The organism is Lacrimispora xylanolytica (genome assembly GCF_026723765.1).
GTDB classification, from domain to species: Bacteria; Bacillota; Clostridia; order Lachnospirales; family Lachnospiraceae; genus Lacrimispora; species Lacrimispora xylanolytica.
Genome location: NZ_CP113524.1, coordinates 3,855,286 through 3,879,308, shown reverse-complemented (window position 1 = coordinate 3,879,308; position 24,023 = coordinate 3,855,286). Strand labels below are relative to the sequence as shown.

Annotated in this window: 23 protein-coding genes and 1 other annotated feature; all 23 genes read left to right on the top strand. The window is 41.4% G+C overall.

The genetic code is table 11. From position 1 onward, the window contains the following. The 23 genes from OW255_RS17960 (at nt 1) to OW255_RS17850 (ending at nt 24,020) form a co-directional block, all read left to right on the top strand. Entirely contained in the window at nt 1-726 is a 726-nt protein-coding gene (locus OW255_RS17960; protein ID WP_268114873.1) for an energy-coupling factor ABC transporter ATP-binding protein, read from the top strand. 160 nt (nt 727-886) lie between these two features. Beyond that, nucleotides 887-1,447, top strand: coding sequence for a nitroreductase family protein (locus OW255_RS17955; protein ID WP_024834913.1), 561 nt, complete (start codon nt 887-889; stop codon nt 1,445-1,447). A gap of 145 nt (nt 1,448-1,592) precedes the next feature. Next, nucleotides 1,593-1,845 (top strand) — a binding site (T-box leader). 109 nt (nt 1,846-1,954) lie between these two features. Next, the gene (gene tyrS / locus OW255_RS17950; protein WP_268114871.1) at nt 1,955-3,166 is read left to right on the top strand and encodes a tyrosine--tRNA ligase; all 1,212 of its coding nucleotides are present in this window, start codon (nt 1,955-1,957) and stop codon (nt 3,164-3,166) included. Nucleotides 3,167-3,339: 173 nt separating this feature from the next. Then, nucleotides 3,340-4,344 (top strand): effector binding domain-containing protein, encoded by a 1,005-nt coding sequence (locus tag OW255_RS17945; protein WP_268116630.1) that lies wholly within the window; start codon nt 3,340-3,342, stop codon nt 4,342-4,344. Between the two features lie 91 nt (nt 4,345-4,435). Next, on the top strand, nt 4,436-4,897 hold the full coding sequence (locus tag OW255_RS17940; RefSeq protein WP_268114870.1) for an NUDIX hydrolase: 462 nt from the start codon (nt 4,436-4,438) through the stop codon (nt 4,895-4,897). Between the two features lie 37 nt (nt 4,898-4,934). Next, a complete protein-coding gene (locus tag OW255_RS17935; protein ID WP_268114869.1) occupies nt 4,935-5,807 on the top strand; it encodes an aminoglycoside 6-adenylyltransferase in 873 nt (290 codons plus the stop codon). A 123-nt stretch (nt 5,808-5,930) separates the two neighbouring features. Then, nucleotides 5,931-7,055: a DNA (cytosine-5-)-methyltransferase gene (locus OW255_RS17930; RefSeq protein ID WP_268114868.1), complete on the top strand. Its 1,125-nt coding sequence runs from the start codon at nt 5,931-5,933 to the stop codon at nt 7,053-7,055. Nucleotides 7,056-7,197: 142 nt separating this feature from the next. After that, nucleotides 7,198-8,187 carry a phosphotransferase enzyme family protein gene (locus OW255_RS17925; protein WP_268114867.1) on the top strand — a complete coding sequence of 330 codons (990 nt, stop codon included), beginning with the start codon at nt 7,198-7,200 and terminating at the stop codon, nt 8,185-8,187. A 240-nt stretch (nt 8,188-8,427) separates the two neighbouring features. Further along, entirely contained in the window at nt 8,428-9,303 is an 876-nt protein-coding gene (locus OW255_RS17920) for a GNAT family N-acetyltransferase (protein WP_268114866.1), read from the top strand. Between the two features lie 634 nt (nt 9,304-9,937). Beyond that, complete coding sequence (locus tag OW255_RS17915) at nt 9,938-10,933, top strand: ABC transporter ATP-binding protein (RefSeq protein ID WP_024834920.1); 996 nt, start codon at nt 9,938-9,940, stop codon at nt 10,931-10,933. Further along, nucleotides 10,920-11,711, top strand: coding sequence for an ABC transporter permease (locus tag OW255_RS17910; RefSeq protein ID WP_268114865.1), 792 nt, complete (start codon nt 10,920-10,922; stop codon nt 11,709-11,711). The genes OW255_RS17915 and OW255_RS17910 overlap by 14 nt, the downstream gene beginning before the upstream one ends. Next, nucleotides 11,708-12,508 carry an ABC-2 family transporter protein gene (locus tag OW255_RS17905; protein WP_268114864.1) on the top strand — a complete coding sequence of 267 codons (801 nt, stop codon included), beginning with the start codon at nt 11,708-11,710 and terminating at the stop codon, nt 12,506-12,508. The genes OW255_RS17910 and OW255_RS17905 overlap by 4 nt, the downstream gene beginning before the upstream one ends. Before the next feature lie 626 nt (nt 12,509-13,134). After that, complete coding sequence (locus OW255_RS17900; protein ID WP_268114862.1) at nt 13,135-14,613, top strand: RICIN domain-containing protein; 1,479 nt, start codon at nt 13,135-13,137, stop codon at nt 14,611-14,613. A 191-nt stretch (nt 14,614-14,804) separates the two neighbouring features. Beyond that, complete coding sequence (locus OW255_RS17895; RefSeq protein ID WP_268114861.1) at nt 14,805-15,407, top strand: GNAT family N-acetyltransferase; 603 nt, start codon at nt 14,805-14,807, stop codon at nt 15,405-15,407. Between the two features lie 3 nt (nt 15,408-15,410). Continuing rightward, complete coding sequence (locus OW255_RS17890; RefSeq protein WP_024834929.1) at nt 15,411-16,031, top strand: peptidase C39; 621 nt, start codon at nt 15,411-15,413, stop codon at nt 16,029-16,031. A gap of 172 nt (nt 16,032-16,203) precedes the next feature. Continuing rightward, on the top strand, nt 16,204-16,692 hold the full coding sequence (locus OW255_RS17885; RefSeq protein ID WP_268114860.1) for an RNA polymerase sigma factor: 489 nt from the start codon (nt 16,204-16,206) through the stop codon (nt 16,690-16,692). Further along, nucleotides 16,682-17,638 carry a DUF4825 domain-containing protein gene (locus OW255_RS17880; protein ID WP_268114859.1) on the top strand — a complete coding sequence of 319 codons (957 nt, stop codon included), beginning with the start codon at nt 16,682-16,684 and terminating at the stop codon, nt 17,636-17,638. The genes OW255_RS17885 and OW255_RS17880 overlap by 11 nt, the downstream gene beginning before the upstream one ends. 147 nt (nt 17,639-17,785) lie before the next feature. After that, nucleotides 17,786-19,024, top strand: coding sequence for a [Fe-Fe] hydrogenase large subunit C-terminal domain-containing protein (locus OW255_RS17875; RefSeq protein WP_268114858.1), 1,239 nt, complete (start codon nt 17,786-17,788; stop codon nt 19,022-19,024). 161 nt (nt 19,025-19,185) lie between these two features. Further along, nucleotides 19,186-20,169 (top strand): hypothetical protein, encoded by a 984-nt coding sequence (locus tag OW255_RS17870; RefSeq protein WP_268114857.1) that lies wholly within the window; start codon nt 19,186-19,188, stop codon nt 20,167-20,169. 15 nt (nt 20,170-20,184) lie between these two features. Further along, nucleotides 20,185-21,501, top strand: coding sequence for a 4Fe-4S dicluster domain-containing protein (locus OW255_RS17865; protein ID WP_268114856.1), 1,317 nt, complete (start codon nt 20,185-20,187; stop codon nt 21,499-21,501). Nucleotides 21,502-21,525: 24 nt separating this feature from the next. Then, nucleotides 21,526-22,029 carry a GreA/GreB family elongation factor gene (locus OW255_RS17860; protein ID WP_268114855.1) on the top strand — a complete coding sequence of 168 codons (504 nt, stop codon included), beginning with the start codon at nt 21,526-21,528 and terminating at the stop codon, nt 22,027-22,029. A gap of 19 nt (nt 22,030-22,048) precedes the next feature. Continuing rightward, nucleotides 22,049-23,398 carry an MATE family efflux transporter gene (locus tag OW255_RS17855; RefSeq protein WP_268114854.1) on the top strand — a complete coding sequence of 450 codons (1,350 nt, stop codon included), beginning with the start codon at nt 22,049-22,051 and terminating at the stop codon, nt 23,396-23,398. After that, nucleotides 23,391-24,020: an HAD family hydrolase gene (locus OW255_RS17850; protein WP_024834937.1), complete on the top strand. Its 630-nt coding sequence runs from the start codon at nt 23,391-23,393 to the stop codon at nt 24,018-24,020. Before OW255_RS17855 ends, OW255_RS17850 begins: the two co-directional genes overlap by 8 nt. Nucleotides 24,021-24,023: the final 3 nt, after the last annotated feature.

The following is a 24,023-nucleotide window of genomic DNA, read 5'->3' as shown; positions in this document are numbered from 1 at the left end:
ATGATTGAGATTAAGGATCTGTTTTATTCCTATGGGGATTCTGTCGCATTAAATGATATAAATCTTGTAATAAGACCAGGTGAAGCCGTTGCGCTGATGGGGGCTAATGGATGTGGTAAATCCACATTGCTGAAACTGATTAACGGACTTATTTCACCAGACCAAGGCTCTTATACATTTAATGGAGTGGAGATAACGGAGAAAAAGCTGCAGGATGTAAAGTTCTCTAAACTCTTTCATCAAAAAATTGGTTTTGTATTTCAAAATTCTGATACACAGTTGTTTTCTTCCAGCGTCTATGATGAGGTGGCCTTTGGACCAAGACAGATGGGAATGAGCGAATCAGAAGTTGATAAGAGGGTAAATGACTGCCTTTGCCTGTTAAGCATACAGAGTCTAAAGAATAGAATTCCATATCAATTAAGTGGTGGAGAAAAACGTAAGGTCGCCATTGCATGTGTGATGTCTCTGAATCCAGATGTTCTGGTACTTGATGAGCCAATGAACGGACTTGATCCAAAAACGCAAAGATGGCTTGTGGAATTTTTAAATCATCTGAACAAGGCAGGTAAGACCTTAATCACGTCGACACATAATCTTGAACTAATACATGAAATATCAAACAGAGCCGTTCTTTTTGATGAGGCGCATACGATTGCAGCAGATCTTCCTTCTGAGAGACTTTTGGAAAACGTGGAATTATTAAAAAAGGTAAATTTGATATGATAAAATCCTTAGAATTTCAAAGGCTTCCATATTTTTTTTGTGAAGAATAATATATGACATATCCGTACATTATGATAAAATAATAGGGAGCATTTAGGACACAGGTACCTGACTTTTGAAAGGCATTAGCCAATTAAGCATTTTTATAAGGAGATAATCTATGAATGAAATAATCCAGTCCATAATAACAAGAAGAAGCGTAAGAGCTTTTGAGGAAAAACAGATTCCAGATGAAGCACTCCATGATATTCTGGAAGCTGCAAAGTTTGCACCCAGCGGAATGGGAAAGCAAGCATGGCATTTTGCAGCGGTGCAGAATAAGGAGAAGATTCAGGAACTGATTACTGCTACGAAAGAGGTGATGAAGAATTCACCCATTGAACATTTTAGAACGATTGGAAATAACCCGGAATTCAATCCCTTTTATGCGGCACCTACAATTATCATTACAGCCTATGAAAAAGATTCTGCTACTGGGGTCTCAGATTGTGCGGTGGCTCTGGAGAACATATTCCTGGCGGCTCATTCTATGGAGATTGGCTCCTGCTGGATTCATATTTTAGCATTTGCTGGAAATGATCCTAAGGTGAGAAGTATTCTTACTGAGTTTGGAATACCGGAAAATTATGAGATTTCAGGTACAGCGGCCTTAGGCTTTAGCAGCAAGGAAGCACCAAAGGCGGCTCCAAGAAAAGAAGGAACGGTTTCTATTTACAAATAACAAAAGGACAATGTAATCCCATTTAATTTGTGGGAAAATCATAGAATATCAAAATCTTGTATTGACGCTGCAAACAGAATGTGATAACATACCAGATAATTAAATATTTGCACTACAAAGGATTGCCATGCAATCCGGAGTATAAGAAAAGGCTATGAAAAGAAAGAGTAGCATTTTCGATTCCAAACAGAAAGATGCCGGTTGATGAGAGGCTCGTGGATAGAAAGTGTGAATACGTCTTGGAGCTGCGCACCAAAACTTTAACAGGAGTAGGCTGCGACGGAAAGCACACCGTGATCAAGTGCAAGGGTATCGCCAAGGCCGTACCCGATGAGGTAGACAGTGTGAGCTGTCTGCGAACTTAAGGTGGTAACACGAGATTTGCTCTCGTCCTTTTGAAACAAAAGGGCGGGAGTTTTTTATTGTTAAAAACTTAAACTCTTTGTTTTCTGAATTTCTTATAAATCTGCAAATATTTATAATAATATGACAAGGAGATGCTTTAACATGTTAACACCAAAGGAGCAAATGCGTATCATCTGTAAAGGAGTTCATCAGTGTATCAATGAGGAAGAATTACTCGCAAAATTAGAACGGTCATTTAACCAGAAGGAGCCGCTAATCATTAAGCTGGGACTTGATCCTTCTGCCCCGGACATTCATTTAGGCCATGGAGTGGTTCTTCGAAAAATCCGGCAAATACAGGAGCTGGGGCATAAGGCAGTCATTGTCATCGGAGATTTTACAGGTAAAATCGGGGACCCTACAGGGAAATCCAAGGGACGGAATTTATTGACCGATGAACAGGTGAAGGAGAATGCAAGCACCTACTGCGAGCAGATTTTTAAGATTCTGGATAAGGAGAGGACCGTTGTTACATTTAACAGCCAGTGGCTTTCCAAGCTTTGCTTTGAAGATGTAATGAAGCTGGCAGCTTCCACCACGGTTGCAAGAATGCTTGAGAGAGATGAATTTGAAAAGAGATTTAAACATGGAGTTCCCATTGGAATCCATGAATTTTTCTATCCGCTGATGCAGGCATATGACTCTGTGGAATTGCATGCGGATATTGAACTGGGTGGGACAGACCAGACGTTTAATATTCTTATGGGCAGGACGCTTCAAAAGTCAATGGGTCAGGAGGCACAGGTAGCTCTTCTCATGCCGATTTTGGAAGGAACGGATGGGGTGGAAAAGATGAGCAAGAGTCTTGGAAATTATATCGGTATCCATGAACCTGCTGAAGTGATGTTTAAAAAGGTGATGGAAATACCGGATCATTTAATCATCAGATACTTTGAGCTGGCAACAGATGAACATCCGGATGAGATAGATAAAATCAGGCAGCAGCTGTCGGAAGGGGAAAATCCCAGAGATATCAAATTCAAACTGGCAGAAATTATTACAGCTCTGTATCATTCGCAGGAAGAAGTTTTGAAGGCTGTTTCATACTATGAGGCTGCTTTCCGTAAAAAGTCAACTCCCGATGATATTCCAACCATGATTCTGGCTATTGGAAGAGAGACTGTGAATGATACCATTCCTCAATTCGTTGCCATGGGATTTGTAAAGAGCCGAAGTGAATTTATACGACTCTTAAAGCAGGGAGGAATCCGGCTAAATGAAGAAAAAATTGTGGAAGATGATCTGAATACAGTGTTATTTAATAATGACGTTATAAAAATCGGAAAGAAGCTATTTGTCAGGGTGAATAAGTAGTAAGGAAAATTTATCCACATTTTTGTTGTATTGTCTTATTTAAGGATGGTATCATGGATTTATAGCTGAGAATACAGCAGAAATTTTCATGAACGAAAGAGAAAGAAACATTTGACTGAGACACTGTGTCGTACTTTATACTGATTCTAAAGGGGGATAAGTCAGTGGAAGCAATGACAATCGGAGAGGTTTCTAAAACGTATGCAGTATCTGCAAGAATGATCCGGTACTATGAGAAAATAGGCCTGATTGAAAGCCACCGGAGAAAGGAGTACGCTTACCGGATCTATGACGAAGCAGCAGTCAGAAGGCTGAGACAGATCATGATTCTTCGGAAGCTGAGAATCTCATTAAAGCAGATCGGGGTTATTTTAAATGATATCGGGCAGACCCAGGCTCTGGAAGTCCTTCGGGAAAATATGACTGGGCTAGATGAGGAAATCCATGCTCTTAACACCATACGCTCCATTTTAGATGCCTTTGTCCATCGCTTGGATGATGGAATCAGAGCCAAGGTCCGGGTGGACCTTTTGGAAGACAGCGAATTGATTGAGATTGCTGATGCCCTTATTTCTCCTAAAAATCATTTAAAGGAGGACTGCTCTATGGAGGAGTTAAATCAGGCAAGTGAAAGAATGGAACGTAACATGGATATCAGGTTTATATACCTGCCGCCGGCAACCGTTGCAGCCAGTCAGTTTACGGGAGAAAATCCGGAAGATGTATCTGGAGACCGAGTGAAAGCATTGATCAAAGAAAGAGATTTGCCGGTGGTTAAACCAGATTTCAGGCTGTATGGATTCAACAACCCTTCTCCTCAGGAGGGGGAAGAATACTATGGCTATGAATTCTGGGTTACCATACCAGAAGATATGGAAGTAACAAAGCCGTTGGAGAAAAAGCAGTTTGCAGGGGGACTTTATGCCGCTCATTGCATTAAAATGGGAGATTTTCACGAGTGGGGAGCATTTTTTGAGCAAATGAAAAATCATGAGGATTATGAAATCCAATGGCGTGAACCATTTGGCATGGGTGGGGCACTGGAGGAGCATCTGAATGCATTTTCATTTTATACCGGTAGCGAATCTGATTTTATACAGTTGGACCTTCTGATACCGGTAACGAAGAAGTCTGATAAGGAAACAAACACACCATTGCAGAGACATCAGGATATTTGAATTATTTGATACTGATTGATGAGCGCCTCCGGGAAAGAAGGTAAGATCCTGGAGGCAATAAGAAAGGTGAGTTTTACAACAAGGTGAATCCATGAGACCAGAGCCAAAAGGACTTACTGAAGTTAAGTTTTATAAAGAAGTGGAAGACCATAAGCTGGATTTTGCAGTCATTATAAGCAGGTTTCATCGAAAATGGGTCTTATGCAAGCATAAGGAACGGGATACGTATGAGGTACCAGGCGGTCACAGAGAACCGGGAGAAGCTATTCTTGTAACGGCTATGCGGGAGCTGCAGGAAGAGACAGGGGCCATTGATTTTGAATTGAGACCGGTGTGCGTGTATTCTGTATCCAGAAAGAAAGCTGCCGGTGAGAAGCTTGGAGAAGAAAGCTTTGGAATGCTTTGCTATGCGGAGATTCAGACATTTGAAAAGGAGCTTCACAGTGAGATTGAGAGTGTGTTGATTACGGAGCATTTGCCAAAGAACTGGACGTATCCTGACATTCAGCCAAAGCTTATGAAGAAGATTAAGGAGTTAGGGTATCTTCATTAAGGAGCAACTTAGTAAATAGATGTGTGGGGGTAGGATAATGAGAAATGAACCGGAGATGTTTGACCTTATCTTAAACACGGCAAGGGAGGACAGCGGAATTCTTGCTGTTTATATGAATGGTTCCAGAACCAATAAAAATGCAGCTAAGGATATATTTCAGGATTATGATATCGTTTATGTGGTAAAAGCGTTGGAGCCATTTATCAGTGACCGTTCATGGATTGACCGCTTTGGGGAACGGCTATATATGCAGTATCCCGATGAGTTTCCAGGCAAACCCAAAAAGAATATAGAATTTTACGGCTGGTTGATGCAGTTTACGGATGGGAACCGGCTGGATCTGCATGTGGAAACGGTAGCGCATGCAGTGGAAAATATAACAAAGGACAGTCTTTGTGAAATACTTATGGATAAAGCAGGGGTTCTCCCACCCATGGCACCGTCAACGGATCAGGATTACTGGATACAATGTCCTATGAAAGAACAGTTCTTATGTTCCTGCAATGAATTCTGGTGGTGTCTGAATAATGTGGCAAAGGGGCTTTGGCGGGAGGAAATGACTTATGTACAGGATATGGTCAATCACATCATTCGGAAAGAATTATTGAAGATGCTGTCCTGGAAGGTTGGAATCATGACAGATTTTTCTGTTAGCATTGGTAAGTCTGGTAAGTATATCAATCGATGGCTGACCGAAGTGGAGTGGCAGGAGTATTTATCCACTTATTTTTCCGCCGATATTGAGGAGGGGTGGGACGCAGTGATTAGAATGTGCCACCTTTTTGAGAAAACAGCCCGGTATGTGGGAGATAAGCTTGGGTATGAATATCAGGAGATTGAAGGGGAAAATAGTCTTAGCTTTTTAGAACATGTTAGAAAGCTTCCTAAGGATGCGAAAGAGATTTATTAAAATGACAGTAATCTCATCTGCGACCGAATCGTTCCATTCCCCTAATAAGCGAGAAATATCTCAAAATGAGGGGAATACAGCGGAATAACTATAGGGTATGATAGGTAAAAAGGGGGAGATGAGATGAAAAAACAGATTCATTTAAAGATTGCTGCGCTTAGAAAAAACAATGGAATGACGCAGCAGGAGCTTGGAGACGCAATTGGCGTTTCTTATCAGACTGTGAGCAAATGGGAAAATGGAGTCACCATGCCTGACATTGGAATGCTTCCAGTGCTTTCGGAGTATTTTCATGTCACGGTTGATGAGTTACTGGGAATGAAGCCGCTGGCCTGGGAAGAGTATATGCCTGCAAAGACGGACAAGAAGGAGTATTGGGAGAATAAGCTCGACTATCTGCTACGAACGAGAAAGAGTCACTGGAACAGGGATTATATGCGATTTCTTATAGATCAGGTCTGGAAACTTCATTCTCCTGTGAACGTGCTGGATTGTGGCTGTGGATACGGTGCGCTAGGCCTTATGATGATGCCTCTTCTGCCGGAAGGAAGTACATATACAGGTGTTGATTTTACAGAAGAGCTGATAGACCAGGGAAATGAAATGTTTCTTCGTGCAGGAGTGCAGGGAAAGTTTGTTACTTGTGATTTTATTGAGTATCCTCTGATTCATGTGTATGATGTAGTAATATGTCAGTCTGTATTAAGGCATATCATCCGACCGGAACAGTTCTTAACTAAAATGGTTGGTCATGGAACAAATAATGCCCTTATTGTATGCATTGACACCAACAGGGAATTCGAGTGTGATGGTTTATATATAGATGGTATGGAATATAGTTATTTATGCGAGCACTCCGGTCTGGAGAAAGGTTGGAAGACGGAGCTTTTAAGGGAAGGCCGTGATTATTCCATTGCGATGAAAACTGCTCATTATATGAGAAAGGCTGGTTTGAAGGAGATTGAGGTCAGGATGAATGATAAGGTCTCTTTTGTACAGCCTGAGATGGCTGAGTATGAACAGATAGTGGAAGATTTTCAGGAGTCCAACGGTTACAACTACTTTTATCCAGAAGAACAACTGGAAAAAACAGTGGAATATATGGTCAATCATGGAATGAGTATAAGAGAAGCAGATGGTTTTCTTCATAAAAAGCAGAGAATAGCAGATTATCTTAAGAAGAATGAGGGAATGGCTTGCTATACTCATGTGTTAGGAAAAATGATTACTTTTGGAAGGAAGGTTTAGGCTGTACTAATTTTTAGGCAGCTGTTTTATATAGAACCTAAAAATATTGGAAAGGGGTGAGCGACATGAAACGTCGACTGATACATATGCAGATTTTGGTAAATGAGGTGAAATTAGAATAATGATTGGAGAATAATATTTTATGATGAAATTTAAATATCTCTTTGATAATAGAGATTTGGTAACTATGCTGTTAGAGAATTGGAATTATGATAAAGATAATACAAAGTTACTGGAGCGGTATCGTATTTCTGCTAACGCGGTTTATCCTTTTACCATAAACGGACAATTGCATTTTCTTAGGTTTGCTCCGTTAACTGAAAAGAGCGAATCAGATTTATTGGCAGAGCTTGATTTTATTGACTATTTAGGAAATTGTGGATATTCTGCTGCTAATATAGTAGAGACAAAAAGACAAAGCAGGTATATCAATGCTAATACACCGTGGGGTGATTATTTAGCAGTTGTTTTCAAGGGAGTACAGGGAAAACAGATGGAATCCCTTCCTTATTCCGATGATTTATACTTTGGATACGGCAAGTCTCTGGGACAACTTCATAAACTCAGTCAAAATTATAAGCCTCTTAAGTCATCTCGTTCTGATTGGAAGCAAAGGTTGCAATGGACAAAGGATACTTTACTTGAATACTCTGCACCAAATGAATCTATGGACGAAGTAGATATTTTAATTGATTATTTAAACAATGTAGAAACTGATGTAAGTAATTATGGCTTGATTCATTATGATTTTGAACTGGATAATGTTTTTTTCAATGAAGCAGACAAAAAATACAATATAATTGATTTTGATGATTCTGTTTACCACTGGTTCGCTATGGATATTGAACAGGCCATTGATAGCTTTGTGGGAGAGATTCCTCCTGAGTTTTGTGAAAAAGCAAAAGACTCTTTCCTATCAGGTTATCAGAGTGAAATGGTACTATCAATAAATATAAGAAAATTATTACCTGTTTTTAGGCGCTATGCAAATGTTTATGGTTATGCCCGTTGTTTGCGCGCGATGCATGAGACTTGGGATAATGAACCAGAGTGGATGCTGGAATTAAGAAATCATATTAAATTCTTAATGGAAGAGCGTAAAAGTAAATTTGGAAGTAAGATCCAGCTATAGCTAATGGTAACACTTTATGCGGAACAGTGAAAACGGATACACTGTTCCGCATTTATTTTATTTAGGATTTACAGCGTGTGCATGATTTATAAAAAAAGAAGTTATGGTATTCGACTTGAGGAATCGGGCTCAATGCATGCTTAAGTTTAATTATAAATAAGATTGAGGTAGATATCAGTTTATTAACGTGTATACTTATCTGTAATAATAAGATTATTTGAAACATAGGGGAGAGATAAAATGAAAGACAATTATATATTTATAAAGGCATATCAGTCTGACAACGTCTATAGAAAATCCTTTAATGAATTGGCCCAGACTGTGTTTGATATAAATTTTGAAGACTGGTATCAAAATGGTTACTGGACGGAAAAATATATTCCTTATTCCTTCCTTCACAAGGATAAGGTGATTGCTAATGTTTCTGTAAGTCCGATGAAATTCGTGCACAATGGAATCATAAAAAACTATGTTCAATTAGGAACTGTGATGACAGAGGAAGCGTATCGAAATCAGGGTCTCATCCGGCGCCTGATGCAGGAGGTGGATTCTGATTATAGTAATAAAGTAGACGGATTTTTTCTCTTTGCAAATGAAACAGTTCTGAATTTTTATCCTAAATTTGGATATGAGAGAGTAAAGGAGCACAGTTTCTATCAACACACAGATATTGATTGCGAAATGACAGCCAGAAGAGTTCCCATGAAGACACGGGAGGATTTTAAGCTTTTGGAGGCAGCAGTTAATAACAGTTGTACACAAAGCAGCGTTTGGATGATTGAAAATACGGAACTGATTATGTTTTATGCCACCAGCTTCATGAATCAAAGTATCTATGAAATTAAGAATCAAAATGCTTATGCCATTGCAGAATTTCATCAGGGAGAATTATTTCTTCATCAGGTTTTTTCCCCGGAAAAAGTGAATCTGGATAGAATCATTGCTTCCTTTGGAAAAGAGGTTAAAAAAGTGACACTTGGGTTTACGCCATTAGAAGATGTTGGATTTCAGTGGGAAGAAAGCAAAGGTGAGGATACAGTGCTTTACGGGAAGGGAAGTTCCCTCGTGGATATGGTACATTGGAAACAGAGAATTCCCACCTTATCACACACATAATAGAAGGATGTAGACAATGGGGTGTAAAGTGGCTTTATAGCAGGGAAATCTAAAAATGCTTTTAGAATTAGGAATAATAAGGAGATTTTGAGAGCCAAAGAGAGGAAACCTTTATAGATAATATTATACAATAACGCCATATTAAAAGAGGCCTGTTGTGTTCTACGGCGGGTATTAAGACCGTGTTTGGGGATATTTAAGACACCACTTAAAACATGACCAGTTTATATTAAAATGTAATAACAATGGATTGACAGGAATAAAATAGTAGCGTAGTATGATATTAAAATATAGAAAAGAGAGGTATGTGTTTGTTAAGCATTGTTGGAAAGGAAAACAACTAATTAAATAGTTGAAAAGGAAGGACATAAGTGACTACGTCATAGGTCTGCCCTTTTATCGGCTGATGTTGCCGATATGAAAGCCTTACTGAATGCTTGACCCCTGGATATCAGGTGATCATACCTTAATAGATGTCTGTATTGGATAGACTATTTTGAGCATAACAGTATTGTTATGCTCTTTTTTGTTCTCATTAGGGAATCTTTGTCCAAATCCAGAACTATTTATGACTATGGAAAGCATGCATGTAAGGCGGGTATCCTGGTCATTTTTATTTGTATGGAGGGAAAAGATGAATATTATTGAAACGGAAATGCTGACGAAACGGTTTCGCAGATACAAAAAACAAGCAGGAATTGCCGGAAGCATTAAGGGGCTTATAAAACGAGATTATGAAGAGATTACTTCCGTCAGTGAGCTGGATTTAACCATCAAAGAAGGCGAGTTTGTAGGACTTATTGGGCCTAATGGTGCAGGTAAAACAACTCTGGTCAAAATGCTGACAGGAATTATTGCGCCGACTTCTGGGAAAGTAAGTGTTATGGGCTATTATCCAAATGATTTGAAAAATGATTTTAAGCAGCAGTATGCAGTAGTCATGGGACAGAAGAGCCAGTTATTTTTTGATTTAACGGTGGAGGATACTCTCCGGTTATTTAAGGAGATCTATGGAATACCGGAAGCAGAGTATCAGTCAGCAAAAAACTTCTTTATAGAGTTATTTCACGTAAAGGAATTAATGAATGTTCAGGTCAGGACCATGTCCCTGGGTGAGCGTATGAAAATGGAACTGATTGTTGCTCTATTACATAACCCGAGGGTTTTATTTTTGGATGAGCCTACCATTGGTCTGGATAGCGTTGCCTCAAAGCAGATCCGTGGATTTTTACGGGAAATCAATGAGGCAAAAGGAACTACTATTATGTTGACCTCTCATTATATGGAGGATATCAAAGCATTGTGCAGTCGTTCTGTGGTCATTAATCATGGAAGTAAAATCTATGATGGAAATACAGAGCAGCTATTTGAACGGTATCAGAAACACAAAAAAATCAGCCTCACCTTTGATGCTCCCATGGAATTACCAGAGATTGGCTTTGGCGTTTCTATGATTTCTGAGACTCCATATAAAAAGGTTATGAAGGTATCAAAAGAAAAGGCAAGTGAGCTGTTAAGCGTTCTAATGAAGTTCAATCCCAGCGATATCTCCGTAGAGGAGGAAGATATCGGTACAATTGTGGAACGTATCTATGGGGAGGAGGGGAGCTCACTTGATGAAATATCTTGAAATATCTAAAATATATATCAAATCCCAGTTGGTTTGGCGGGCAGATGTGGTATTTCAGGTCTTATTTACGGTTACTAAAATACTATTTGCCTATCTGTTATGGGGGATTATATTTCATGACCATACTGAGGTAGCGGGCTTTTCGTTTCAGAGTATGCTATCCTATTATGTTATCAGTTCATTATTATCTCAGATTGAGATGTCTGATGGGATCAGTAGTGAAATCAGCCAAAGAATCAGAAACGGAACATTTTCCAAATATATGGTGATTCCTGTGGACATTCAGAAATACTTTATTGCCATGGAAGCAGGTGTTGTGGCTTATTATGGAATCTTTCAATTTATGGCTGCGTTTGTATGGGTTATTATTTTTCGGATTCAATTTGTAGTTTCTCATAATCCGATTATCATACTATGTGCATTTTTACTGGTGGTGCTTGGTCTTTTGTTTATGGTGCAGTTGAATTATTATCTAGGATTGCTGGCTTTAAAATATCAGGAAATTGGTACTTTTCTGATGATTAAGAATAACCTTGTGGCATTTATCACAGGGAGTATCGTTCCTCTCATGCTGCTGCCGGAGGGGATTGTCTCTGTAATGAAGTTTTTTCCATTCTATTACATCACCTATCTGCCTTCTATGCTGTTCATCGGACAATTAGAAAGTGAAGCTGTGTCTGGATTGGTCATTATTTTTATATGGTGTGTGATGCTTCAAGTCCTGATCCATGTGACCTGGGGGAGTTACCGTAGAAAGTATGATGGGGTGGGGATATGATGGAGTTTAAAAGAAATGTTAGAGTGATAAAGGCATTGATTGAGATAAGGTTTCAGAATCTGATGATGTTTCGGCTGGGGTTCTTTGGCCCATTTTTTGTAGACGGCAGTTTGTTTATCATTCAGCTAATGGTATTTCAGGCGATCTATTCCAACGTGGACCGGATCGGAACCTGGGGGAGAGGGGAAATGATTGTCTTTATCGGCACTTTTTCCATGATCAATGCTATTAATATGGTTGTCTATTTCTTTGGAATCAATGGGCTGCCTCAGAAAATTAAGAACGGGGATTTGGATTTGTATCTTACGAAGCCAGGGAGCCCTTTGGTTCGAATGACATTTGAAAAGATCAATCCTGGTTCCCTTCCTCTTGTGGGTATGAGCGTTCTCATTATTGCTTATGGAATACATCAGCTTGGAAAACCGATTTCAGGTGGTGCCATAGCAGGGTATCTGTTCTGGATTATTTTGATGACTATTTTGTTTTATGAGATGGAAGTGATCATTCGGTCTATTTGCTTTTTTGTATTATCCAATGCAAATGTGACCAGAATTGAGGAGATTGGTCTGGAATTGTGTATGAAGATTCCGGGAATCGTTTTTTATGGGGGATATAAATTATTGTTTTGCTGCATCTTGCCCTATGGAATTATGGCAACCATACCGGTTCAGTCATTGATTGGGGAATTAAGTGTTATGGGAGCCGTGTATGGGATACTGCTTACCATTATTTTTACTATTATTACAAAAGGGGTATGGAAACAGGGCGTACGGTGTTATAATAGTGCCAGTTCGTAATGGAAAGAGTGGGTTAAAGAACGGGTTGATGTAGGGTGGGTTTTCGGATAATGAGAAAAGTGCTTAAGCATTGGGAGATTAAAACTTAAGCGGTTGTTGAATGCAAAGTATATTGTATTCGTCAACTAGTTTTTCTTGACAATAAGAAGAACAGATTTATAATGAAAGTATGGGCATGTATGATTAAAAAAACAATTTTGCCCATACTTTTATATTTGTTATTTTATATATTGTATATGGATTTACATATGTTATCATTTCTTCATCGGAGTCCAGTAACCTGGTTTAAAACAATATCTTTGGTTGCGGCTTTCAGTTTACATAATCTTATAATTTGCTGAAAAGATGGCAAAGGCTTCCTGGCATTCCAGTCCATCTAACTTGTAAATATCATTTATTTCTGAGACGGGCTCTCATTCCTGAGTCTGATCATGAACATTGGGCATTCTCCTGCTTCCGGTACGATCCTCCTATCTGCCCTGAAAATTTCATTCCAGTATTATTTGACCATTACCACATATTCCATTTTCTAACCAAACGTATAGGTAGTTATATTGAGGCATGTTTCCATCAAGCCTCAGTAAGAAATATGTTACTGAAAACGAAATGAAGAAAGGGGTAAAGAGATGAAAGAGATTGCGAAAAGAGTTTTAAAAGGGGTATTGTTATTGCTGTTAATAATGATTGTCTTTGTTGTTCCTGAGAAGGTGGAGGCATACGGACCATCGATTATGTATACATCTCCTGGAGGGGCACCGGCACCGGGAGCATTGTATGCGAGGGCAGCGCAGACCAGCAATGGAAACCTGTATGCGACGTTTGAACAATACACCACAGGGGTAGCTTCCTTCCCAATCTTTGAAAGCACGAACAACGGGGAAACCTGGACAAAGGTTGGAGACGTAAAGGACACCCATAAGGGAGTAGGAATGAGGTGGGAACCTCAGCTATATGAGCTGCCTCAGGCAATTGGAACCATGCCGGCAGGTACTCTGCTTTGTGCCGGACTTGTTTTGCCTTATGACCGGTCTTTCTGCGAAATAGATTTATATAAGAGCAAAGATGCAGGGAGAACCTGGACGTATGTAAGCACCATTGCAGAAGGTAAGGCAGCTTATCCTGGAAATGATCCGGTTTGGGAGCCATTTTTAATGGTTGCCAACAATAAGCTTATCTGTTATTACTCCGACGAACGAGATAACGCTCACAGTCAGAAGCTAGTGCATCAGACAACAACAGACGGCATCCATTGGAGCAGCGTGGTAAATGACGTAGCATTATCAGACAGCAGCCAAAGACCGGGAATGTCAGTGGTAGCCAAAATGCCTGACGGTAATTACATCATGACATATGAGATCGTGGGAAAACCTGGCGGTGCTTATTATAAAATCTCATCAAATCCGGAAAGCTGGAATCCCTCCGATGCTGGCACCTGTTTTGATCCGTCTGGCAGCGGTCCTTATTGTGTTAACTTAAATGGAACTATTATCTTAAGCAGCGGCGGTAATAACAAACTATATACAAATAGCAACAATGGGGTTGGTGCCTGGACGCAGATTAATTCTATTGTTGGAGCATGTTATTCCAGATGTATTGTACCAATGAAAAACGGACGCTTGTTTGTAATCGGAGCAGGCTGGAATGGAAGTGGATTAAATAGTGTTACTTACGGCGATATGTCCCTTCCTACAACTACGGATACCTATGTCAAACTTTCTAACCGCGCTACCGGGTTGTGTGTAGATGGATATGGATATACCACAAATGGTTCTGACTGCAATCAGTATGCCAACAATAGCAGTGATAATCAGAAGTGGGTGCTTGAGCAATCCGGCAATTATTATTTCATCAGAAACGCTGCGACAGGACTGTACTTAGATGGAATGGGCCGTACGACCAATGGGTCTGTCTGTGGTCAATGGAGCAGCAGCGGCAGTAATAATCAGAAATGGATCCGGGAAGCGTCAGGCAATTATTACAAGTTTAAAAATGCAGCAACCGGATTATATTTGGATGGAATAGGGGCTACTGCCAATGGCTCCAGTTTGTACCAGTGGACAGGCAGTACAAGTAACAATCAGCAGTGGTCGATTGTGACGCCTTGATTGTAAATATGAATGATTAATCGGATAATTTTATATCCTTAAGATGAAGGTGATAATCTCACCTTCATCTTTTTTACAAACTAATAAAACCATTTTTGTTTGACAAACAAAGAGCATAGAAATATAATAGGGTACAATTACCTGAAGGCAGCATCTTTTGATGGGTTATGGATTTGGAAGGGAGCATAACTATGTATGATTTAGGAACTGTTGTATTAGAAACGAATCGGCTGATCTTACGACCATTCTGTTTGACTGATGCAGAAGATATGCACCGGAACTGGGCGAGCAATCCCAATGTGACCAAATTCCTTGGCTGGCCGCTTCATGATTCCCCCAAAGCTTCCGAAAAAATCATTGCAGAATGGATCGAAAACTACAAAGATGTAAGATATTATGATTGGTGCATCGAGTATAAGGGAAACCATCAGGCCATCGGAAGCATGGGAGTGGTGAGTCGAAACGAAAACACAAAATCCGTTGAAATCGGATACTGTATCGGCGAAGATTATTGGTTTCAAGGATTGACTGCGGAAGCCTTAAGAGAAATTGTTCGCTTTCTTTTTGAAGAGGTGGGCGTAAATCGTATCGAGGCCAGGCACGATACAAAGAATCCTAATTCCGGTAAGGTCATGAAAAAGGCAGGCTTGCGGTATGAAGGCACGCTCATTGAGGGAGGCTTTAATAATATTGGTATCTGCGACCTTTCCATACTGGGTATGACGAGACGTATGTATGATGCCAGTGGTATGGCCTCAGTGAATAGAGTTACAAACAGAGAAGAAAGGGAATGATCCATGAAGAACCCGCTGAATTATCAGGTGACGGAGTACGACTGCGGCCCCACCACATTGTTTAATGCTATGAGCTTTCTTTTCAAACGAGAGGAAGTACCCCCTGATATCATGAAGCATATCATGCTTTACTGTCTTGACGCCTATAACGGAAAAGGGGAATTTGGGAAAAATGGTACCTCCCGGATGGCCATGATGTTTTTAAGTGAATGGTTCAACCAGTTTGGCAAGGTGAAGAAGTTTCCCATACACAGTGAATATTTAACCGGCAAAGAGGTGTATATGGGGGAGAACAGCAAAATCATGTATGCACTGCAGCAGGGCGGGGCTGTGGTGGCACGGGTTATGTATGGATGCTGGCATTATGTTCTGTTTACAGGAGCCGATGAAAAGCAGGTGTATTTGTTTGACCCTTATTTCAGGAAAAAGCCATTTCATCAGCCGGATATAAAGCTGATTACAGATATGCCATGCAGCCGAAACCGCAGTGTTTCCTGGGAGATGGTAAACAGCACGGGAAAAAATCCTTACGCCCTTGGTCCATTGGAGATAAGAGAGGCAACCATAATCTTTAACCGGGAGACTCAGAAAAAGGCGGCGGATACCATCGAGTATTTCATTTAAATATAGGACGAAGAAAGAGAGCTCTGCAGGGCCAATCACTTGGAATGCAGGACTCTTTTTTATTGATGTTACAATGGCGAATTCAAGGTATAATAAAGTTAATACTATTTTTAAAAATAATTTGTAACGAACCGAAGGATTTTGGCACTTATTAACGGAAAGGATGAGTGACATGGATTCAATGGATGAAATATACCGCAAGCATTCCAAGATGATTTACTATTATCTGCTGTCAAAAGTAAATAATCCTGACCTTGCGGAGGAATTGACCCAGGAGACCTTTTATCAGGCTCTGAAAAGCTTTCATACCTTTGAAGGAAGAAGCAGTGTGTTCACCTGGCTTTGCGGAATTTCAGGCCATGTCTATCAGATATGGTGCCGAAAGCAAACATATACGGTGGAACTTGATACAGCGGCAGAAGCCTTAAAGGATGAGCCGCTTGAGAAAACTGTTTTTCTGGAATGGGACAGCAAGGAGATATTAAAGCACCTCCATTCCTTAAAAGACCCCATGAGAGAAGTGATGTATCTAAGGCTCATAGGGAATCTTTCCTTTCAGGATATTGGAGAGATCATGGAGAAAAGTGAGAACTGGGCAAGAGTAAATTTTTACAGAGGAAAAGAAAAAATCATAGAGGAGGTAAGAAAAAATGAGAAATGACATACCGTGTGAAGTCATAGAAGATCTGCTTCCATTGTATGCAGATGAATTGACACAGGAAAAAACCAATGAAACCATAAAAGAACATTTGGAAGGCTGTGAAAGCTGCCGGATCAAATATGAAAATATGACGGGACAGATGGGAACGAAAGACATCAAAGAGGAAGCATCAAGAAAAGAGATTGATTACTTAAAAAAGATCAGACGAAAAAACCGGAATAAAATCGTGTTAGCTGCCTTTATGACTATGTTACTTGGGGCATCCGTTGTACTATTTAAATTTTTTATCATAGGTTTCCCTGTTGAAAATTACCAGACAGTAGCAGAGGCAGCAGGCGGTTGGCTTAAGATATCTGGAGAAATAAATGATGAAAACCAGGCATTTAAAGGGTATGAGATTAAAAATGGAACGTTGATCATTTATGGAACTCGTGCTTCCTTCTTAAATTTAAACAGGCAATTTACCATGGATTATGACTTGAAGCTGGGAGATATTTTTGTAAACGGAGAGCTGGTTAAGTCAGATGGAACCATAATATCAAAGAAAGCCATGGAACTTTTTAAACACAAAAATCCATACATTGGTGGAATGCCAAAGAATTCAGCCCTTGCAGGTATCCTGGAGATTTATCAGAACCTGGGGAGCTTTACCAATGAGCTTCAGACAACCACGGAGCCTTACGGGTGGACGCTTCATTTTGAACAGGAGATACTGCCTGCCAACCAGCTGAAATTTGATTCCATGATGGAATCTTATGCGGCGGCCTTACTGTCCCTCATTGAAAACTGTGGTGAAATTACATGGACCTATGGAAGCGGTGGTCAGATGGTAACAAAGACCTATACACTGCAGGATGCAGATAAAAGGCTTGGACAGGATGTCAAATCCTTCTCTGCAAGCCCGGAGCAGGTACAGGAGCTTTTAGACCTTCTAAATATCAAATAAAACACTATTTTTTCATCAAAGAGTGTGGATGAATGGTATAGCATGGATGGAAAAAAGGTATTATAATGATGTTGTACTAACAATGTCTGAGTTCACACGAGGTACAACATTGGAGAGATATAACAGCATACATGCGGGAGGTATTTTATGCAGACATTTAAAGAGTTGTATGAAAGTACGGTCAGATCAGTTTTAGATGAGGTTTTTGTATCACCGGAGGCAGGCAATTATGATCCTTATCATTTGGATTGTCTGTTAAATCCGGAAAAGCACCCCATTGTAATCCGGACCGGGAAATGTAATTGTTCCAAGGACGAAAAATGCGATTGTCTGGAGCGCTGTCCATTTGGAGCTCTTAGTATGGGAAAGGATGGCGTGGAAGTAGACCCAGAGCTTTGCCTGGGGTGTGATAACTGTATTGAAGGCTGTGCCAGAGAAAAGCTTACAGCCAGCACGGATATTATTCCTGCCCTAAAGGCAATCAGAGGTTCCAAGGGACTTGTTTATGCCATGATCGCACCGGCATTCTTAGGCCAGTTTACAAACGATGTAACGCCTGGAAAGCTTAGAAATGCACTAAAGGAAGTTGGCTTTGACGGAATGCTGGAGGTTGCTCTTTTCGCAGACATTCTGACCTTAAAAGAAGCCCTTGAATTTGATAAGAACATTGTAAATGACGGAGATTTTCAGCTGACCAGCTGCTGCTGCCCCATGTGGATCGGAATGATCCGTAAGGTATATCACCAGCTACTTCCCCATGTACCAGGCTCTGTATCTCCTATGGTAGCTTGTGCCAATGTGGTAAAAGCACTTCACCCAGATGCAATGACCGTATTTATCGGTCCTTGTCTTGCAAAGAAGGCAGAGGCAAGGGAAAAGGATCTGGTGGGTGCTGTAGATTATGTACTTACCTTCCAGGAAGTGAAAAATATATTTGATGCCCTGGGAATCGATCCGGCTGACATGGAGGAAAGCGAGAAAGACCATTCCTCAAGGGCTGGTAGAATCTATGCCAGAAAAGGCGGTGTCAGCGAGGCAGTAGAGCTTACGGTAAAGGCCATTGACCCGGAGAAAAAGACCAAGATCGTCACAAAAAGAGCGGATGGAGTCCCGGCCTGTAAAAAGATGATTCAGGATATCATAGAGGGCAACATTGAAGCCAACTTCTATGAGGGAATGGGCTGTGTGGGAGGCTGTGTGGGAGGCCCCAGGTCCATTCTTGATGTGGAACACGGTACTAAGCTGGTCAATGAATATGGAAAGAATGCCACCTATCAGCACCCGGCGGAAAATCCTTATGTCATTGAGCTGTTACACCGTCTGAATCTGGATACCATTGAAAGTCTTTTAGAAGAGACCGATTTATTCAGCCGGAACATTACCTGATGATAAAAATATAGATAATAAGGTGCCGCCAATCGCTGCTGGACAGCTGCTTGGCGGCACCTTATTTAAATACTTCCATTCATTCTATCTTGCATTTCCCCTTGTAAAAATGTAATATAATAAGGTATACATGGACGAGATCCGATTTGTAAGGAAAGGGAATGAGTATGACAACAGGCAGAATGAATCAGCTGGTAACAATGGTGAACTTATGCAGCAGTGTAGTGGAAGGAATTGAGCACCTAATGTCCAATCAGGGGAATGAACGGCTGAAGGAGGATACTGTCTTAAGTCTTATGACGCTGGTGGGTAATTTAAAGAAATTAAAAGCGGACGGGTCAGTCATCCATGAGACCAGATGGATGGCAGAAATTATAAAGAACTGGTTGTTTGCTTATGACCGTGAGTTTAAGGACAGACTGTACCGGTGGTATTTCTCCACTTTAAAAGAGATACGGAATCTAATGGCAGAGGAACTGGAAATCTGCCCGATTTGTTCAGGAAAAGGGGAGCCTCATTACAGCGCTCTGCTTTATATGGAAGGAGATGGCGAGGAAGAGACTGTCTCAAAGCCGGTACGAATCTTTATGAAATGTCAGGAGTGCGGAAATTATTATCTTGCAAAGGATGAAAGCAGTCTTGTAAAGGAATATAAGGAGCACAACCGTACAAAAACAGGCTGTGAACGGCTTTTTAAGGATATAAATACCTTTGCTTCCGATGGCACATTACTGTTTATTGGAGACAAAAAGAGTCAATTATACAAAGAGGCAGAAAAGACAGGATACTCCTTACAGGCAGTTTCCCTGGAAGAATACCAGGATCAGAAAGAGAATGGTACATATTCAGTGGTGATTCTGGATCATATCCCAAAGACAAGGGATATCAGGTCCGTTTTAATAAAGGCTGCAGAAAGTCTTGCAGAGGACGGGATTTTATGGTTTGATGGCCCGGATCTTGATAAGACCCTAAACAGTCTGGAAAAAAAGGGAACCCCTATCTGGAAGAGAGAGGCTTCGGAGGTTTGTTTTACAGAGGAGGGAATGGAGATTCTGGCGCAGTCCTGCGGGCTTTCCATTAAATCCTACCGGCGGGTGGGAACTGCTTGGGGGCGTATTGAAGTCATTGCCAAAAAAACAGTCTGAAAGAAGGAATGAAATATGGGTCATCTGACAGCCCGGGATGCTTATTTAAATCTAAGTGACCGCATCAACTGGTTTACACAAGGAGCGCCTAAGTCAGAGACGCTTTATAAAATTCTTCAGGTTTTGTACACGGAAAAAGAGGCCAAATGGGTCTCACTTCTTCCGGTACGTCCATTTACGGCAAAAAAGGCCGCTAAGATCTGGGGAACCACAGAGTACCGTGCAGAAAAGCTTTTGGAGCATTTATGCGAAAAGGCATTGCTGGTAGATTCCTGGCACGAAGGAGTCCGCAAGTTTGTAATGCCTCCGCCAATGGCCGGATTTATCGAATTCGCACTCATGAGAACAAGAGGGGACATTGACCAGAAATACTTAAGCGAGCTTTACTATCAATACATGCATGTAGAAGAAGACTTTATCAAAGACCTGTTCTTTGCCACAGAAACAAAGCTGGGACGGGTTTATGTTCAGGAGCCGGTGCTGACCAATGATAAGACGAACCACATCCTGGATTATGAAAGAGCCACACATATCATCGAAGAGGCAGAACACATCGGCCTTGGCCTCTGTTACTGCCGTCACAAGATGTCCCATGCCGGACACCCCTGTGAAATCAATGCTCCCTGGGATGTATGCCTGACCTTTGACAATGTAGCAAGGTCTTTATCAGAGCATGGAGAATATGCAAGGCTTATATCAAAGGAAGAGGCCCTTGACGCCCTTCAGAGGTCCTATGAAAGCAACCTGGTTCAAATAGGGGAAAATGTGAGAGAGCATCCGGCCTTCATCTGCAATTGCTGCGGCTGCTGCTGTGAAGCACTCCAGGCGGCCAGAAGATTTAGCCCCATGCAGCCGGTTGCAACTACCAACTACATTCCTCATATAGAAATCGAGAGTTGTGTAGGCTGTGGAAAATGTGCCAAGGTCTGTCCTGTGCTTGCCATATCCATGGAAGCGAAGGAAGATGGAAAAAAACGGGCTGTCCTTGATGAGGAGATTTGTTTAGGCTGCGGAGTCTGTGCCAGAAACTGTAATTTTAAAAGCATTGAGATGAAGCAAAGACCAAAGCACATCATTACTCCCGTAAACAGCACCCATCGATTTGTGCTACAGGCCATTGAAAAGGGAACCCTTCAAAATCTTGTTTTTGACAACCAGGCATTTGCAAACCACAGGGCAATGGCAGCCTTATTTGCAGCCATTTTAAAGCTTCCTCCCATGAAACAGGCACTGGCAAGCAAGCAGTTTAAATCCATTTATCTGGACCGGTTGATTTCCCATTACAGCAAATATCCGTCAGGGGAAGGTGTTCAGACATCAGCCAAAGATTGATCAAAAGAAAAAGGGAGCGATAACGTGTTTGATAAATTAACGGAAAATGATATCAACAAGATGAAGGAAGAAATTGAGCATCGGAAGCTGGTGGTCCGAAAGGAAGCCTTAGAGGCGGTAAAAGAGGCAAGAGCCCATGGAGACCTTAGCGAGAACTTTGAATACCATGCTGCTAAAAAGGACAAGAACCAGAATGAAAGCAGAATCCGGTATTTAGAGCGGATGATAAAGACGGCCCAGGTGGTAACCGATGATTCCAAGGAAGATGAAATCGGACTTTACAATACGGTGGACCTTTATTTTGAAGACGATGACGAGATAGAAACCTATAAATTAGTTACCACAGTTCGGGGAAATTCCATCAAAGGGCTGATCAGCTCAGAGTCACCCTTAGGGAGGGCCGTGATGGGCCATAAGGTAGGCGACCGGGTCTATGTGAAAATCAGCGACAAGGCCGGCTATTATGTGGTGGTCAAACGGCTGGAAAATACGAAAGACGATGGCAGCGACCAGTTAAGAAGCTACTAGCTGCCAAGAGGATACGAACATGATGAAAGATATGACAAAAGGAAATATCCCTTCTCAGCTCATCGGATTTTCCATACCTTTAGTTCTTGGAAATTTGTTTCAGCTCACTTACAATGCCGTAGACTCCATTGTGGTGGGAAAGTTTGCAGGCGAAAGGGCTCTGGCAGCCGTGGGAACGGGGAATCCTGTGATGAACATCGTGATACTGGGGATTACAGGAATCTGCATCGGAGCCTCTGTCTTAATGAGTGAGTTTTACGGAGCCGGTAAACATGACAGACTAAAGAAGGAGGTTTCCACCATCCTCTTATTTGGCACCTATTTTTCCCTGGCAATTGCGGTGCTTGGCGTTGTTTTTTCCAGGGGGATTCTTCGGCTCTTACAAGTTCCGGAAGAGATTTTAGGGGATGCGGTTATCTATTTAAGAGTTATATTTCTTGGAATGCCCTTCACCTTTTTTTATAATGCTGTGGCCTCGGCCTTAAGGAGCGTGGGAGATTCAAAGACCCCCGTCCGTTTTCTGGCCTTTGCTTCGGTTCTAAATGGGGCGCTTGATTTGCTTCTTGTAGGAGTTTTTGGTATGAGTGTGTTCGGTGCCGCGCTTTCTACGGTGATTGCAGAGGCAGCGTCTGCTGGTCTTTGTATCTGGCATGTGTATCGTAAGGTTCCCCTTTTAAGGCTTCGGAGACAGGATTTTCATATGGACCGGGACTTATTAAGGCTGACTCTCCGTCATGGCTCTATTACTGCGTTGCAGCAATCCTGCCAGCCCATTGGAAAGCTCCTCATCCAAGGCATGATCAATCCTCTGGGTGTCAGCACCATTGCAGCCTTTAATGCAGTGAACCGGGTGGATGACTTCGCATTTACCCCGGAGCAGAGCATTGCCAGCGGAATGATGACCTTTATCGCCCAAAACCGGGGAGCAGGAAATAAGGAGCGGGTAAAAAAGGGCTTTCGGTATGGACTTCTCATCGAGTTTGGTTACTGGGTGATTATCTGTGTTGTAATTCTTCTATTAAAAGAACCTGTGATGAAGCTCTTTGTATCAGAGGGAGACACCGGGTTGGTGCCTTTGGGAACGGAATACTTAGGGCTAATGGCATTTTTTTATATCATGCCAGCATTTACCAACGGACTGCAGGGATTTTTTAGGGGAATGGGCGACATGGCTATTACTCTTATTTCCACGCTGATTCAGATTTCAGTCCGAGTGGTGTTTGTAGCATTTTTAGTTCCAACTATGGGGTTAAAGGGCGTTGCATTTGCTAGTTTGATTGGCTGGAGCTGTATGTTACTTGCTGAGGTTCCTTATTATTTCTGGTATAAAAAAAGGAACACATTACTACAGGAGAAAATAGATGATTAAAAACATTGTATTTGACATGGGAAGAGTTCTCGTTGACTACGAGGGAGATAAAGTCTGCAAGATTTTTATTGAGGATGAGAGGGAGCGAAGGGCAGTAGCTGCTTCTGTTTTTGATTCCCAGGAATGGCTGCTTCTTGATATGGGCCTTTTATCAGAAGAGGAAGCCTTAAAGAGAATGCAGTCCCGCCTGGACACGGATCATGCCAAAGAAATGGCAGCCCTTTGCTTTCACCACTGGCATGAATACAATATGCAGCCCAAGGAGGAAATGGGAAAGGTAGCGGCTGAGCTAAAGAATCAGGGCTATGGAATCTATCTTTGCTCCAACGCTTCCGTAAGGCTTCTTACCTGCTATGAGATGATTCCTGGAATAGAACTTTTTGATGGAATCCTTTTTTCCGCAGAAGTAAAATGCTTAAAGCCTCAAAAAGAAATGTACCAGCATCTTTTTGACCGCTTCCATCTTAAGCCGGAGGAGTGCTTTTTTATTGATGACCTTCCAATGAACATTGAGGGCGCCAGGGCATGCGGAATGGACGGATACTGCTTTTCAGATGGAAATGTGGAACGGCTTAGGGATTTTTTGTCCCGGTTAAATGATAACCAGGGACCCAGATCATAGACA